At 44.5% G+C, this 15,570-nt stretch carries 15 protein-coding genes; 7 read left to right on the top strand and 8 right to left on the bottom strand.

The annotated features are described in order from the left end of the window. Positions 1-5: 5 nt before the first annotated feature. Positions 6-269, top strand: a complete 264-nt coding sequence (locus tag ACY3ZI_RS17760; protein ID WP_108478407.1) for a PAAR domain-containing protein — start codon at positions 6-8, stop codon at positions 267-269. Further along, on the top strand, positions 266-1,390 hold the full coding sequence (locus ACY3ZI_RS17755; protein WP_487375601.1) for a hypothetical protein: 1,125 nt from the start codon (positions 266-268) through the stop codon (positions 1,388-1,390). The genes ACY3ZI_RS17760 and ACY3ZI_RS17755 overlap by 4 nt, the downstream gene beginning before the upstream one ends. 85 nt (positions 1,391-1,475) lie before the next feature. On the opposite strand, the gene glpQ is transcribed toward ACY3ZI_RS17755, so the two are convergent. Both glpQ and glpT read right to left on the bottom strand, forming a co-directional pair. Beyond that, positions 1,476-2,549, bottom strand: a complete 1,074-nt coding sequence (gene glpQ, locus ACY3ZI_RS17750; RefSeq protein ID WP_006659015.1) for a glycerophosphodiester phosphodiesterase — start codon at positions 2,547-2,549, stop codon at positions 1,476-1,478. Between the two features lie 199 nt (positions 2,550-2,748). After that, entirely contained in the window at positions 2,749-4,098 is a 1,350-nt protein-coding gene (gene glpT, locus ACY3ZI_RS17745) for a glycerol-3-phosphate transporter (protein WP_036955981.1), read from the bottom strand. 434 nt (positions 4,099-4,532) lie between these two features. On the opposite strand from glpT, the gene glpA reads away from it, so the two are divergent. From glpA to glpC, 3 genes are read left to right on the top strand one after another with little or no spacing between them, the layout of a single operon-like run. Beyond that, positions 4,533-6,188, top strand: a complete 1,656-nt coding sequence (gene glpA, locus ACY3ZI_RS17740; protein ID WP_006662871.1) for an anaerobic glycerol-3-phosphate dehydrogenase subunit A — start codon at positions 4,533-4,535, stop codon at positions 6,186-6,188. Then, positions 6,178-7,473 carry a glycerol-3-phosphate dehydrogenase subunit GlpB gene (gene glpB / locus ACY3ZI_RS17735; RefSeq protein WP_487375600.1) on the top strand — a complete coding sequence of 432 codons (1,296 nt, stop codon included), beginning with the start codon at positions 6,178-6,180 and terminating at the stop codon, positions 7,471-7,473. Before glpA ends, glpB begins: the two co-directional genes overlap by 11 nt. Further along, positions 7,470-8,666, top strand: coding sequence for an anaerobic glycerol-3-phosphate dehydrogenase subunit GlpC (glpC, locus tag ACY3ZI_RS17730; RefSeq protein WP_006659019.1), 1,197 nt, complete (start codon positions 7,470-7,472; stop codon positions 8,664-8,666). The genes glpB and glpC overlap by 4 nt, the downstream gene beginning before the upstream one ends. Before the next feature lie 93 nt (positions 8,667-8,759). On the opposite strand, the gene ACY3ZI_RS17725 is transcribed toward glpC, so the two are convergent. After that, a complete protein-coding gene (locus ACY3ZI_RS17725; RefSeq protein WP_036955987.1) occupies positions 8,760-9,428 on the bottom strand; it encodes a 7-cyano-7-deazaguanine/7-aminomethyl-7-deazaguanine transporter in 669 nt (222 codons plus the stop codon). A gap of 161 nt (positions 9,429-9,589) precedes the next feature. On the opposite strand from ACY3ZI_RS17725, the gene tusA reads away from it, so the two are divergent. Next, on the top strand, positions 9,590-9,844 hold the full coding sequence (tusA, locus tag ACY3ZI_RS17720; protein ID WP_036955989.1) for a sulfurtransferase TusA: 255 nt from the start codon (positions 9,590-9,592) through the stop codon (positions 9,842-9,844). 3 nt (positions 9,845-9,847) lie between these two features. Here tusA and ACY3ZI_RS17715 read toward each other — a convergent pair whose 3' ends face one another. The 3 genes from ACY3ZI_RS17715 to ACY3ZI_RS17705 form a co-directional block, all read right to left on the bottom strand. After that, a complete protein-coding gene (locus ACY3ZI_RS17715; protein ID WP_487375599.1) occupies positions 9,848-10,813 on the bottom strand; it encodes an Rpn family recombination-promoting nuclease/putative transposase in 966 nt (321 codons plus the stop codon). Between the two features lie 198 nt (positions 10,814-11,011). Then, positions 11,012-13,354, bottom strand: coding sequence for a zinc/cadmium/mercury/lead-transporting ATPase (locus ACY3ZI_RS17710; protein WP_487375598.1), 2,343 nt, complete (start codon positions 13,352-13,354; stop codon positions 11,012-11,014). Positions 13,355-13,502: 148 nt separating this feature from the next. Beyond that, positions 13,503-14,132, bottom strand: coding sequence for a lysoplasmalogenase (locus tag ACY3ZI_RS17705; RefSeq protein ID WP_108478414.1), 630 nt, complete (start codon positions 14,130-14,132; stop codon positions 13,503-13,505). A gap of 158 nt (positions 14,133-14,290) precedes the next feature. On the opposite strand from ACY3ZI_RS17705, the gene ACY3ZI_RS17700 reads away from it, so the two are divergent. Then, a complete protein-coding gene (locus ACY3ZI_RS17700) occupies positions 14,291-14,644 on the top strand; it encodes a DUF2500 family protein (RefSeq protein WP_211887321.1) in 354 nt (117 codons plus the stop codon). Positions 14,645-14,648: 4 nt separating this feature from the next. Here ACY3ZI_RS17700 and ACY3ZI_RS17695 read toward each other — a convergent pair whose 3' ends face one another. Together ACY3ZI_RS17695 and rsmD are read right to left on the bottom strand one after the other, a co-directional pair. After that, positions 14,649-14,933, bottom strand: a complete 285-nt coding sequence (locus ACY3ZI_RS17695; RefSeq protein ID WP_036956002.1) for a DUF1145 family protein — start codon at positions 14,931-14,933, stop codon at positions 14,649-14,651. Continuing rightward, positions 14,923-15,540 carry a 16S rRNA (guanine(966)-N(2))-methyltransferase gene (gene rsmD, locus ACY3ZI_RS17690; RefSeq protein ID WP_211887323.1) on the bottom strand — a complete coding sequence of 206 codons (618 nt, stop codon included), beginning with the start codon at positions 15,538-15,540 and terminating at the stop codon, positions 14,923-14,925. Before rsmD ends, ACY3ZI_RS17695 begins: the two co-directional genes overlap by 11 nt. Between the last annotated feature and the right edge of the window lie 30 nt (positions 15,541-15,570).

Here is a 15,570-nt window from a genome sequence, read left to right as displayed (position 1 = left end):
TTAATATGCGCGCACTTGTTCGTTTAGGTGACAAAACCACTCATGGCGGTGAAGTGATTACTGCATCTGGTTCTGTTATGTATGGTAAACCCATCGCTTTAGTGGGCGACAAAGTGGATTGTCCAAAAAAAGGGCATGGCGTTAATGCGATTTTACCCGGCTCAACGCGCATTTTAATATCCGGTCGTCAAGCGGCACTGAATGGTTTCCAAACTGAATGTGGATGTACGCTTATTGCGAGCTTATCATCGTCGGGTGAACAATCATGATGAACTGGAGAGTTCCATCATTAGAGCATCCTCCAGCCCCTAAAGTACCTCGTTGGATACTTTGGTTTTTGATTATGCTGATTGTGGGGGCTCTTGGATTTGGGCTGAGCCTCTATTTATCCACAAATGAAATGCTATCGCCAACTACCAGCAACACCATGCTGATGATTGTATTCGTTATTTGCCCCGCGCTGTTGGTGGGTTTTATTCGATTTTTTATCTACTCAATCGCTGCTTATCGCTATCAACTTTTTACCAATATGTTAGATGATGCTCGCAGAGAATGGCGTTATTGGGCAGGCAAGCACCTTGGGGTGCTAACGTATACTCGATTAACGCAAATCGATGAAGAGCAGCAAAACGGTATTTCTTTATCTTCATTACCACCCAATAAAGATAATATATTGACGCTAAGCTCATTGAAATCACTTCCTTCATGGGAAAAACAAGAAATAGTGGTGCGAAAATTACTTGCGCCTATTGCCGAGTATTATCATCAACAGGCTCTTACTCAGCCGATTACCTTATATTGGCAAGCTGAAGATAATGAGTCTAACTGGCAGGAACTGATTGAGCAGGAAGCTACCCGTTTGTCATTGACGCTGGAATCTGTTGAGGTATTGCCCGCCGAGTCGTTCAGTCAATGGTTATTAGCATTGTATGAAAATGCCTTTGAACCCAAGCTATACGCTATTTTGGCGTTTCAGTTAGATTCGACGGCGAGTGAAGAAGCCGCGAGCCTATTACTTGCACCTCAAGGATTTTACGAACGTTTAAGAGCGCCTATCAAAGCAAAGCTCCTGCGTCCGATATCTACAGATAAAGAATCTTTCGCAAATGCACTGAAAACACAGTGTGAATTTCAGTATTCAGGGGAGCAGTTGGATAGGGTTTGGCACAGTGGCGTGAAAGAAAATGATAAAGGAAAGTGCATCGAGAGCTATGCACGACAGAAAGTACCTAATTTATCAGAGCATCTTTATGATATTGATGCCCTTTTAGGGAAAGGCTGTGTAGCTCGCCATGTTGTGGCGCTGTCATTGGCGTGTGAATATCCACATTCCAGCCTTATTGCTCAGCAAAATGACGCTCAGCTTTTATTGCAGCAAATTCAGGTTTAAAGTCTAAGTAAGAGAGTCGTTATTCTGATTGAAAAGACTCTCTCGAGTCATTGACTTACAATTGACTCAAGAGAGTGAGGGAGAATTACTTCTGCTTTTGCTGTTCTAAAAACTTAACCCCTAAGTCAGGGAAGTCTGTAAAGGCGCCATCAACATCAGCTTGGTTATAAATAATGTCATATAACTGCTGACCATCTTTCGCGTACTTAGGCAGTTTGTCCACACGGATAGTAAATGGATGCACCGCCATATGGTTCGCGTGAGCTTCCTTCACCATACCGTTCACTTTGATATTGGTTGGCGTAGAATCTTCGCTAATGAGCATATGGTAATCAGGGCCAATACCATCTGCGTAGGTTGCAATTTCTTTCATCGCACCCGGCTTCATCATCCAATCATAGTTATAGTTCACCCAAGTACCGTCTGGCTTCTGCTCTTGTGTTTCTTCCCAATCGGTATAAGCGATTAATTGGATCAGTTTTAAATCCATTCCCATTTCAGGCATCAGTTTCGTTTTGATGCGCTTTAGGTCAATTGGGTCGAAAGATTGCAGATAAACGTTAGAATCTTTATTGGTATAGCCATACTCTTTCAGGACTTCTAAGGTTTTCTTGGTGATGTCCTTGCCTTCTTGTTGATGGAACCAAGGGGCTTTAATTTCAGGGTAGATACCGATATTTTTACCCGTTGATTTGTTCAAACCTTGAATAAATTCAATCTCTTCTTGGAAGGTGTGGACGCGGAAATCAGATTTACCCATAGGGAAACGGTTTGGATAGCTTTGGACTTTTTTGCCATCAACAATGTCGAAACCTTCCGTGAATTTCAGAGACTTAATTTCTGGTAGGGTAAAGTCAATGGCATAGTAGCGACCATCTTTACGTGCGCGATTTGGGAACTTATCCGCTACATCAGTGACGCGATCCAGATAGTGGTCATGAAGAACAACCAGCTCATTATCTTTGGTCATCACTAAATCTTGTTCGAGGAAATCCGCGCCTTGCGCATACGCCATCGCTTTCGCTGGAAGGGTATGTTCAGGTAAATAACCGCTTGCACCACGATGGGCAATCACCACTTTACCTGCCGTTTCGGCAGCCGCGGACACTGACATCACTAAGACCATACTTGCGACTAATGTTTTTAATTGAAAATTCATCAGTAAATCTCCTTGGTAATCATTCTTTGTAAGTAAAGAACTTGTAGGTAAACAGTTTTATAGGTAGATAAATTTATAGATAAATACTTTTGCAGATATAAAATGGTGCCGATAACAAATTTTGGGTAAAAAAATGGGTTATATCCTTTTCTTGATATAACCCATCAATCTAGCTAATCAACTCAACATAAGCGGTCGCTTATTGGTTTTTAGCAAGTTCACGTTTATGTTTACTTTCGCTCAGCATAACGATGAACAGTAAAACAACGGCCAGTGCAGAACCACCGATCATCACAGCAAAACCGCCGTTCCAACCGAAGTAGTCAACGGTATAACCGACGATAGCACTTGCGGCAACAGAACCACCAAGATAACCGAATAAACCGGTGAAGCCTGCGGCGGTACCCGCTGCTTTCTTAGGTGCAAGCTCAAGAGCGTGCAGACCAATCAGCATGACAGGGCCATAGATTAAGAAACCGATAATCAACATACATGCCATATCAACGCCTGGGTTACCCGCTGGGTTCATCCAGAAGACGATAGTTGCAATAGTCACTAAGGTCATGAAGAACACGCCTGTCGCACCACGGTTACCACGGAAGACTTTATCCGACATCCAACCGCACAGCAGCGTTCCTGGAATACCCGCATATTCATACAGGAAGTAAGCCCATGAAGATTTATCCATTGTGAAGTGTTTAACTTCGCGCAGGTAAGTTGGTGACCAGTCCAGAACACCGTAACGCAGTAAGTATACGAACACGTTAGCGATAGCAATCATCCACAGAAGTTTGTTAGGGAATACATACTTCATGAAGATAGCTTTAGCGGTTAATTCTTCTTCATCAGAGGCTTTATAGTCTGTTGGATAGTCGTTTTTGTACTCTTCAATTGGTGGCAGACCACAAGATTGCGGGGTATCACGCATTAATGCGAAGGCAATCATAGCCACTAAAATAGCGGCGAATGCTGGCATATATAGCGCAGCTTTCCAGTCGTTAAACCATGCCATACCTAACAGGAACAGTAATGGAGGCAGACCACCGCCGACGTTATGCGCACAGTTCCAAACGGAGACGATACCGCCACGTTCTTTTTGTGACCACCAGTGAACCATGGTACGTCCACAAGGAGGCCAACCCATACCTTGGAACCAACCACATAAGAATAACAACACGAACATAATCATGATGCTAGACGTTGCCCATGGTACGAAGCCCATGAATATCATGACAAGTGAAGCGAGGATCAAACCTGCAGGTAAGAAGTACCGAGGGTTAGCACGGTCGGAAAATGAGCCCATGATAAATTTGGAGAAACCATAGGCGATTGAAATCCCAGATAATGCGAAACCAAGGTCACCTTTAGAGAAACCTTGTTCAACAAGATAAGGCATTGCAAGGGCGAAGTTCTTTCTAACTAAGTAGTATGCTGCGTAACCGAAGAAAATCCCCAGGAAAATCTGCCAACGTAATTTACGATAGACGGGGTCTATTTTATCCGCTGGCAGCCTCTCGATATGAGCGGCGGGTTTAAACATGCGTAACATAAAGCCTCCGATGGCATGTCAGTAGTTATATGCTCTTCATTTCACATATGTTGTGAAGTTGTTGAGCGTTTATTATGGGAGAAGTAACAAAAACGAAAACAATCGAGTTTCTTTAAGCGCTTTTATTTTCTAATTGCGCTAAATCTTAATCGTTAAAAAACATTTTATCTGTAATCTAACGCACAATTATTGATTTTGTTTATCTGGCTGCATAGTTAATGCGATTTGTGAATGGAATGGAACTAAAATTGTGAATTATTTTGTGAGGGTTATCACGCTTCCGCGCTTTGATGTACCTAATTTGTACTTTTGACTTTCGTTTTTGTTCCTTATCAAACATTGAACGCTTTTTTGAGCTTATATTAACTATAGACTATAAAAATAGAAACTATACTTATCGAATAGTGAAGATTGATTAACGTGAGGAATGCGACATGAATGGCTCATCTGTGACTGAAACGGATGTCATCATTATCGGTGGTGGCGCAACAGGTGCAGGTGTCGCTCGTGACTGCGCTCGCCGTGGATTAAAAGCAGTTTTGCTAGAACGGCATGATATTGCGACAGGTGCAACAGGGCGTAACCATGGCTTGCTACACAGTGGTGCTCGTTATGCTGTGACAGATAGTGAATCGGCAAGAGAGTGTATAGAAGAAAACAAAATTCTTAAGCGTATTGCCCATCATTGTATTGAAAAAACCGATGGACTCTTTATTACCCTACCTGAAGATAGTCTCGAATATCAGCAGCAATTTATCACAGCTTGCCAATCCGCCGGCATTGATGCTCAAGCGATTGATCCCGCGGAAGCTATTCGCTTAGAACCTTCAGTTAATCCGCGTTTAATTGGTGCGGTTCGCGTGCCTGATGGTACTGTTGATCCATTCCGCTTAACCGCTGCCAATATGCTCGATGCGCGCGAACATGGCGCTAAAGTGCTGACTTACCATGAAGTAATTGGCTTGATCCGCCAAGGGGATAAAGTCCGCGGCGTGACGGTTTATGACCATCAAGCTAAGCGCCAATATGATATTCATGCGCAAATCGTGGTGAATGCTGGCGGAATTTGGGGACAGAAAATTGCCGAATACGCGGATCTGAAAATCAAAATGTTCCCTGCGAAAGGGGCATTACTTATTTTAGGTCACCGTCTTAACAATATGGTGATCAACCGTTGTCGTAAACCGGCAGATGCGGACATTCTGGTTCCGGGGGATACCATTTCTTTGATTGGTACTACGTCAACGCACATCGAATATGACCAAATCGATAATATGTATGTGACACCAGAAGAAGTGGATATTTTGATCCGCGAAGGTTCTATGTTGTCACCAGCATTAGCGACAACGCGCATTTTACGCGCGTATGCAGGTGTTCGCCCATTAGTGGCGAGTGATGATGACCCTTCTGGTCGTAACGTAAGCCGCGGTATCGTGTTACTCGACCACGCAAAACGCGATGGTTTAGATGGTTTCATTACCATTACGGGCGGTAAGTTAATGACTTATCGCTTAATGGCGGAATGGGCGACCAATAAAGTCTGTGAAAAATTGGGTGTTACGACCCCATGTACAACTGCTGAAGCACCACTGCCAGGTTCTCAACACAGTGCAGAAGAAGCGCTGCGTAATGTGGTTTCTATCCCGGCACCTATTCGCGGTTCGGCGGTTTATCGTCATGGTGATAGGGCGTCTGCGATCCTCAGCGCTAATCGTTTAGATAAAAGCTTAGTGTGTGAGTGTGAAGCGGTGACGGCGGGTGAGGTTCGTTATGCAGTGGAATCTTTAACCGTCAATAACTTGCTTGATTTGCGTCGTCGTACCCGTGTGGGTATGGGGACGTGCCAAGGTGAACTTTGTGCTTGCCGCGCGGCGGGATTACTCAATCGTTTTAACGTCACTACACCACATGAAACCGAGCAGCAGCTGGGGCATTTCTTAAATGAGCGTTGGAAAGGGGTGAGACCAATTGCTTGGGGGGATGCTTTGCGTGAAAGCGAGTTTACCAGTTGGGTGTATCACGGATTATGTGGCATGAATGAAAGTACATTGAGCCAGCCTGCTCAGAAGGAGGCAGAGAATGAAATATGATGCAGTAGTGATGGGCGGAGGCCTTGCCGGTCTTATCTGTGGAATTCGTCTGACTCAATCAGGACTTTCTTGTGCCATCGTGAGTGCAGGGCAGAACGCACTGCATTTCTCGTCGGGTTCATTGGATTTATTAACGCATCTTCCTGATGGTACTCAAGTCGAGCAACCGCTGTCCATGTTGGAAGCGCTAAAACAACAAGCACCGAGTCATCCGTACAGTTTGATTGGGGCAGAAAAAGTCGCTGAGCTGGCTCAATTGGCACAGACTACACTACAGCAAGCAGGGCTACATCTAAAAGGTTCTTGCGAAGAAAACCATTACCGTATTACGCCGTTAGGCCATAAGCGAATGACATGGCTTAGCCCTGAGTCGGTACCAACAACTGCACTTCATCAACCGATGGAATTAGGCAAAATTGCCGTTGTGGGTATTGAAGGTTTCCTCGATTTTCAACCGCAAATGGTGGCGGATGAGTTGGATCGCCAAGGATTAGAAGCTGAGGCGTGCTATGTTCACTTGCCCCTGCTTGATCGCTTAAGAGAAAACCCAAGCGAGTTCCGAGCGATTAACGTAGCACGCTGGTTAGATAGACCTGAAAATATGGCGCAAATCGTGGAAGAAATTGCACCGTTAGTCGCCAACGCGGATGCGGTGTTTATGCCTGCGTGTATTGGTCTTGACAGTGAAGAGCCAATGTTAGAGTTGCAGAAACGCTTAGGTAAGCCGCTATTTTTACTGCCAACATTACCGCCATCTTTATTAGGTATTCGCCTTCATGAAATGCTATTACGCCAGTTCCGCCGTCAAGGCGGGATCATGATGCCGGGTGATAAAGTCACTTCTGTCAATTTCGTGGGGTCACGTATTGAATCTGTGCAAACCCGTAATCACGGCAATATTTCATTGAAAGCTAAACATTTTGTGTTGGCGACGGGAAGTTTCTTTAATAACGGCTTGGTCGCGAAATTTGACCAAGTGTATGAACCCTTGATGAATTTGGATTTAGGCGAAATTGGCGACCGCGCCAAATGGACGAACAAAGAGTTCTTTGCTTCTCAACCGTATATGGCGTTCGGTGTACAAACCGACGAAAATTTACGCGGTAAAAAACACGGTGAAACCATCGAAAACCTGTATGTTGCGGGTGCAGTATTAAGCGGGTTCGATCCGCTCACTCAAGGTTGTGGTGCAGGGGTTTCGTTGGTGACTGGCTTATATGCCGCGAATAAAATCGTGAATGAATTTGCTAAAGATAAAGCCATGCAGGCGGAGGTGGCGCAATGAGTATTCAAGATGCAAGCTTTGAAAGCTGTATAAAATGCACCGTTTGTACCACCTATTGCCCAGTGGCAAAGGCAAACCCGCTGTATCCGGGGCCAAAACAAGCAGGTCCTGATGGTGAGCGTTTACGCTTAAAAGACCCGATGATGTACGATGATGCATTGAAATTCTGTACCAACTGTAAGCGTTGCGAAGTGGCCTGCCCGTCTGATGTGAAGATTGGCGACATTATCGCCCGCGCTCGTAATACCTATAGCCAGCAAAAACCGAAACTACGTGATGCGATTTTAAGCCATACAGACATCATGGGCTCTTTATCGACTCCATTTGCCCCTGTAGTCAACACCATTACGGGTTTAAAACCCGTTCGCCAAATTCTGGATAAGGCCCTGAAAATTGACCATCGCCGTGAGCTGCCGAAATACTCATTCGGGACTTTCCGTCGTTGGTACGGTAAACAAGCCGCAGAGCAGGCGAAGTTTGAAGAGCAAGTGGCATTCTTCCACGGCTGCTATGTGAACTATAACCATCCACAGCTGGGTAAAGATTTAATCAAAGTTTTCAACGGGATGAACATCGGTGTTCAGCTGTTAAAACGTGAAAAATGTTGCGGTGTGGCACTGATCGCAAACGGATTTATGAAGCAAGCGAAACGCCAAGCGAATGTGAATTTGGAGTCACTCCAAGAGACGATTTTGGAGAAACATATTCCCGTCGTGGCGACCTCATCGACCTGTACATTTACCATTCGTGATGAGTATACCCATGTATTGGATGTCGATACCTCTGAGATGCGCGATAACATTGAATTAGCGACCCGCTACATTTATCGTCTGCTGGAAGAAGGGCGCGAGCTGAAACTGAAACACACACCATTAAAAGTGGCTTATCACACACCATGCCATATGGAAAAAATGGGTTGGACGTCCTACACCCTTGAGCTGATCAAGCGTGTACCGGGTGTAGAGCTGATTGTTTTAGATTCACAATGTTGTGGTATTGCAGGAACTTACGGATTCAAAAAAGAGAACTACGAAGTTTCCCAAGGTATTGGGGCTGGGCTGTTCCGTCAAATTGAAGAGAGCGGCGCGGATATGGTGATCACTGACTGTGAAACCTGTAAATGGCAAATTGAAATGTCCACCAGTAAGAAATGTGAACACCCAATTTCACTGCTGGCTCGTGCACTCGAATAATCAATTGTTGTGTTGAGTAATGTGAAAAGTAGTTAGGTATTAATCAAGTTAACCCCTTGGGAGATAAGTGATGGCTTATCTCCCTTTTTTATCTCAGTGCTGCGGGGATAATTGTTTCTTGCTGGCGGTAGCGAAGAAAGTCTTCAAAATAAAGTTCAGTAATAAACCATAAGCTGGCAAGAAGAACAGCATACAAATTAATAACTTGAAGACGTAATCAACGAGAGCGATTTCCATCCAGTTTGCTGCCATAAACGGGTCGCTGCTTTGATAAAACGCGATAAAGAAGAACGCGATGGTATCAATCAAGTTACCAAAAAACATGGCGCAGGCGGGTGCTACAAACCAGCGTTTGTTTTGGCGCAGGCGGTTAAATACGCTGACATCCAAGATTTGGCCGAGGACATATGCCATAAAACTTGCTGCCGCGATACGCGCAACAAACAGGTTAAATGTCATGATAGCCGCGAAACCTTGCCATTCTCCTTGGAAAAACAGAGCAGAAATCACATACGAAATTAATAATGCCGGTAACATGACCGCAGTGATAATTCGACGAGCTAATGGCGCACCATAGATGCGAACCGTTAAGTCCGTAGCAAGGAAGATAAAGGGAAAGGTAAACGCACCCCAAGTGGTATGAAACCCAAAAATATTAATGGGTAACTGAACCAAGTAGTTGCTGGATGTAATAATTAAAATATGAAATAACGATAGCCAAATTAACGCAGTGGCTTTTTGCTGCGGAGTAAACGTAAACATATTGTACCTTTTTAGTGGCAATGGGGTGAGGGAACCCATGAATAACATCCCTAAATTGGGAAGAGCGCATCATACTCTCGTTGCGCAACAAAATCAAAACTGTTCATCCACTGCGCGTGGCTTTACAATAAGCGCATTGATGACCAAGAGAATGTGGTGTTATGTCTGACTTATTTTCTAATCCAACGAAAACCCTTGATACGCTAGGGCTACGCTGCCCTGAACCTGTGATGCTGGTACGTAAAACCGTGCGCAATATGGCGGACGGTGATACGCTGTTAATCATTGCAGATGACCCCGCTACCACCCGCGATATTCCCGGTTTTTGCCGTTTTATGGAACACGAACTGCTAGCGGTTGAAGCGGAGAATGCACCGTATCGTTATTTATTGCGCAAAAAAGCCAGCGGCCTGTAATACCTAGTCAGCGGCATTGATGAGAGATAGCCTTTTTGCTTCGCAGGAGGCTATTGTTGATGGGCGCTCCATAAGTGCTTGAATTTCACTGATTGATAATTCAGTGATTTTGCTGATAGTTTCTATGTTTAAGCCAAGTTGTAAGCCCATCAATGTCACCTTGAATTGAGCCTTTTTTTTTCCTTCCTTTATTCCTTCCTCTATTCCTTCATTTTTTAACCGCTGTGCAATATTCATAATAGTTCCTCGATGGTTTTCGGCTTGGTCGATTAGTGTTTTGACAATGTATGTGTAATAAGGTGAATCCATGATGATAAATAAGTAATTCAAGATAGTGATCACATCATCTTTGTCATTATAGTGACTGTTTAATATTTGAACGAAGTGCTCAGTGACTCTCTGGTGGTCATTTCGTAGTTTTTTGTGTTTCATTGCGAGTTCCATCACAGCAATTTTGCGGTGACTAACTATTTCGGTATCCTCAACCACGGTGATATCCACCAACGGAAAAGGGCTGCTATACAGGTCATGGGCTATTTCTGAGAGGGGCAAGCATTGCGTCCATGCCTCTTCATAAGGATAAGGGGATGCTTTCCCGTGATAAAACAAAATGGGGACAACGAGTGGTAAGGTTTTATGTCCTTGCTGTAGATGTTGATTCATCGCCATGAATGCGTAGTGCATTAAACGCCAGCCCATCAACTTGTCAGGTGTCGACTGATGTTCGACTAACAGATAGATATAACTATCCCTCGTTTTTGTTTGAACAGAATAGAGAACATCGGAAAACCGGGTTCTCAATTTGCTATCAATAAAAGCTGAATTAATGAGGGTAAGCGTATCGAAATCGCACAAGCGTTTAATTTGCTCAGGTAAATGAAGTTCAAAAAAATCTCGGGCATTGCCCTGTTTCGTCATAAAGCCTTTAAAGGCGGCATCATGGGGTGTTGAACTTGCACTATTAGCCATATCCACGCTCAGCAAATGTTGTCGATGACCGAGATATTACCCAATATTTTTGTGTGCGGGAGAAAAGTTAGTCTTAAATTCAGCTGGTGAATGATTCATGTAACTCTTTGCTGTAATTAATGATTTTAAATTTTTCATGCATAAAAAAACGCCGCAATGATCATCATTACGGCGTTGAGATATCAAACTAAAGAAAGGCTATTTTTTGATTTCGGGCAGCTTAACGCGCAGTAAGCGAACCGCGTTGGCGGTGACTAATGCCGTAGCGCCAGAATCCGCTAATACGGCAACCCATAATCCAGTGATACCTAACAAGCTCGTCACCAAGAAAACCGCTTTTAAGCCCAAGGCGATAGTGATGTTCTCGCGGATGATCTTCCGTGTGGCTCTGGATAATGCGACGATTTCAGGTAATCCAGTCAAACGGTTATGGGTTAAAGCGGCATCCGCAGTTTCTAAAGCAACGTCAGTTCCACCACCCATTGCAACACCAATACTTGACGCTTTCATGGCTGGGGCATCGTTGATACCGTCACCTACCATCATGGTGTTGTGATCGCGATTAAGCTCCATCACCGCGGTGACTTTATCTTCTGGCAACAATCCTGCACGGAATTCCATACCTAGCTGATTTGCGATGGCACTGGCTGCACGTGGGTTATCCCCTGTTAGCATCACGGCATTAACATTCAGTGATTTCAACATAGCCATTGCATCAGCAGCATCGCCACGTAAGGTATCTTGCAGGGCGGTTAAGCCGATAACTTGGCCATCTTCTAACGTGACGACAACCGTTTTACCTTGCGCCTCTAACGCTTCCGCTTTCGCTTGCCATTGGCTGCTTAATGGAGGCTCAACCCTTGATGGTGCGCTAACTAACACTTGCTTGCCGTTAAAAGAACCTTCGACCCCTTTACCTGCGAGTGCTTTACGCTCTAACGCTTCTTCAACAGTGATAGATAACTCTTCAGCTTTGTTGACAATAGCTTTAGCCAGTGGGTGATGAGAGCCGACTTCAACCGATGCCGTGATACGAATTAACTCGCTTTCACTCAGACCTTCAACAGCGACGATATCGGTGACGTGTGGTTTACCTTCCGTCAGTGTACCTGTTTTATCCAATGCAATCGTGGTGACTGTTCCCAATTGCTCTAATGCAGCGCCACCTTTAATTAAGGCTCCACGGCGAGTGGCCGTTGCGAGTGCTGAAGTGATTGCCGCAGGGGTTGAGATAACCAGTGCGCAAGGACAACCAATTAATAACAGAGTCAGACCACGGTAAATCCAAGTATCCCATGCTGCATCGAAGAACATTGGCGGGATCACTATAACCAAGGCAGAAATCAGCATGATAATTGGGGTATAGATGCGGCTGAAGCGGTCAATAAATCGCTCAATTGGCGCACGACGCTCTTCAGCTTCTTCAATCAGTTGCAAGATGCGGTCGATAGCATTTTGACCTTGCTCTGATACCACTTCCATTTGTACGGCTTTATCGACGGACAAACAGCCCGCAGCTACTTTTTCCCCAGCATTGCGTTCTACAGGGACTGATTCACCGGTTAATGCGCTTTCATCAAAGCTTGCGAATCCAGCAACCAGCACCGCATCGGTTGGTAATCGACCGCCAGGTGCAATTTCAATGATGTCCCCAGGGCGTAACTGTGCGACAGGAACGGACGTTTTTTGTCCATCCTTGATAAGCACGGCATCTTCAGGGACTAAAGCCATGAGTGCGCTAACACCTCGGCGAGCGCGTCCCGCAGAGTAGGATTCAAGCATTTCACCCAGCATAAACAGCAAGATAACCATGGCGGCTTCTTCTGTTGCTTGGATGAAAATCGCCCCTACAGCGGCAACGGTCATCAAGGTTTCAATTGCAAATGGTGTACCGGTGCGAATCAAACGTAATGATTTACGTGCGATAGGGTATAACCCAAATAACGTGGTTAGGATAAACGCAACGTTACCCAGCTGTGGATTAACAAATTCAAGTCCCCAGCTGATTGCCATCAGGATAGCTAAAATGATGACGGGCTTCGCTTCACTCAGTAAGCTTGGTGGCGGTGCTGACGCTGCACTCGCGCTACCCACATCATGTAGTTCGTAACCTGCGGCTTCGACCGTTGAACGAACGACGGCAGTGACGTCTTTGTCAGCATCGACGACGAGTTTTTCAGTGGCAAAGAGGACTTTGGCTTGAGTGACTTCGCGAATTTGGGAAATCGCGTTTTCGATTTTAGCCGCGCAGCTTGGGCAGTCCATCCCGCGTACAATCCAGCTAAAACGCTGTTTAGCGGTTTGTGTGGGCTCTACATCATCATTTGCAGCGGATGTTGAGCTACAGCAGCTACCATGTTGATGGGATTTTTCATCGTCATCATCATGAGCATGATTTTTGTCATCGCCATGATGATGTTCATGGGATGATGCGTCATGACTCACAGCTTTGCTATTCTCCACAGCTGCGGATGAGCAAGTGTTTCCTGAGCAGCAAGACGTGCTGTGTGCATGGGTATCTTTATGAGAGTGTGAGTGCATAAGCGCCCCCTTTTTCTAGATGCGTTTTTAACCATGTTCTCTAATTAAGGTTAAGTCTACACTTTGGAGTAGACTCTAGAGTCAAACGAAAAAGGGGAAGCCAATTGATAAAATTCTCAAATAGCACGTTTTATCAATTGGCGGGGAATTACAAGTAAATGGCACGAACAATAAAGAACTGACCGAGGAAGTAGAATGCAGCTACGACTGCTTTAGAGGCTTTGAATGGAAAACGGAAATGGGCAATTAGCCAGATGCAGTGAGATAAAAACAGCATAGAAGCGCCCACCATAATCGAGAAATTAAATTCTCGACCTAAGCCAAAGTATTGGTCTCCTGCCACCCACATCATAATCATGCTCATAATAATAGAGGCGAAAACTACAGGCTGTTGGCTTTCCAGTTTTCCCCAAATCAGCACCAAGGTGACGGCTGCGATAGCGATAGGGACGATAAGCCAAGGCAGATACAGACCAAAGTTGAATTGCATTCCAAAGCTAATGGTGTAGACCAAATAGCTTAAGAACATGAGCCCTAAAGAAGTAAGCAAGTGCTCACTAGAAAACATTCTCGAGAGATCGGCAACTAAGGAAAGAACTAAACCGCCTAAAATTAGGTAGGTTTGCGCATTTAAGTCGTCAGAACTCCATCCCCAGAATAGTAGAAGAAGTAAAGTGATAGGGCGGAATAACCAACGTTGCCACTCAGGACCACGATAGGCTGCATCAACGTACAGCCAGCCAGAAAATAAAACAGCGAGGAATGGCCAACTAATCATACACATATCCTTAAGAGTTTCTGGAAAAGATAAATCACCAAGAGTGATTAAATATAAATGAACTATACCGCGTCTCGCATAAATTGTATGGCGTTTATCTGCAATTTGAGCGATAGAGGGTATATACTTATGATAATTCTAAGCTAAATATATAAATTATGAATAAGCCAATTCTCTTAATTATTGTTCTTGCGATTATCGCCGTGTTAGCCACTAAGCGTTTTTTTGACCAAAAGAAACAGAATGAAATTAACGATAATTCATTACCTGTCAGTCAGTTAGTGCTCGTAAAAGAGAAAAAAGATTACCCTTATCCAAATATGCGTTCTCGGGAGCGCGATGTGGTATCCCCTGAAACTTTTCGCTATGAACTTTATTTTCAGACTCAAGCTTCAGGAGAAACGATTAAGGTGATCGTCAGCGAAGAGCAGTACCAAGGTGTTAAATTGGGTGCTAAAGGTAAGCTAACCCTACAAGGTACGCGATTTATTCGCTTCGAGCCCTCTGAATAAACGGTTATTTCTTTTTAGCGGCTTCAATAGCCGCTTTTGTTTTCTTATGCATCGCGAGCATTTCAAATACGCCAAAAAAGAAAATTTTTGTCTGCTGGAGCCCTGTTAGCTTTTGATCTTTAGGTAAGCTAGCTTTCAGGAAAATAGTCTGCAATGCATGCATGAAAATCATAAATACCATTGCGACATCCATAAAATATTTCAATGGCTTAGGGAATGGATGCACAATATTAAAGATCATAAAACCCCAAACACAAATCATAAGCAGACGTCCGATATTAATCAGCATCTTTTTCTCCCTGCATACTTGATGAATTAACAGATTGACGAATAAATAGACGATACGCAACTTGACCCGCGACCTTTTCACGGTGTAACTGCCAGTTTGCGGGAATGTCAGTAAGTGGTAACTCCGCTTCTGACTCTACATAAATCCAGCTTTCATCAGCTAGCCACTGATTTTTTTCCAGCAGAGTGATGGTTTCTCCAAGGAGCCCTTTACGAAAAGGTGGGTCGATAAATACCACATCACAAGGCGTTCCTGCTTGGCTGAGAACGCTGAGGCTGCTGTTATTAATAACGGTCGCATTATCAGCGTCTAAGCGGACTTTGTTCTCACTAAGAAGCTTGGCATTTTGTTTATCAAGTTCAATAAACGTGACGTGTTCGGCAAAGCGAGATAAGGCTTCAAAACCTAAAGCGCCGCTACCCGCGAAACAATCAAGACAGCGAGCATCACGGATCACTGGCATTAGCCAGTTAAAGAGCGTTTCTTTGATGCGATCTGTGGTGGGACGTAAGCCCTCACTATCGCGTACAGGCAGTTTTCGCCCACGCCACTTACCACCAATGACACGAATTTGCCCCAAGGAGGCTGTTTGTGGTTTTTTTGCCATAATATGTATAGTTGCTTAGTTCATTGAGGA

The sequence above is a fragment of the Providencia sp. LY12 genome (genome assembly GCF_057621555.1).
Note: the sequence above shows the minus strand (reverse complement) of the source record. Positions and strands in the feature narration are given on the sequence as shown.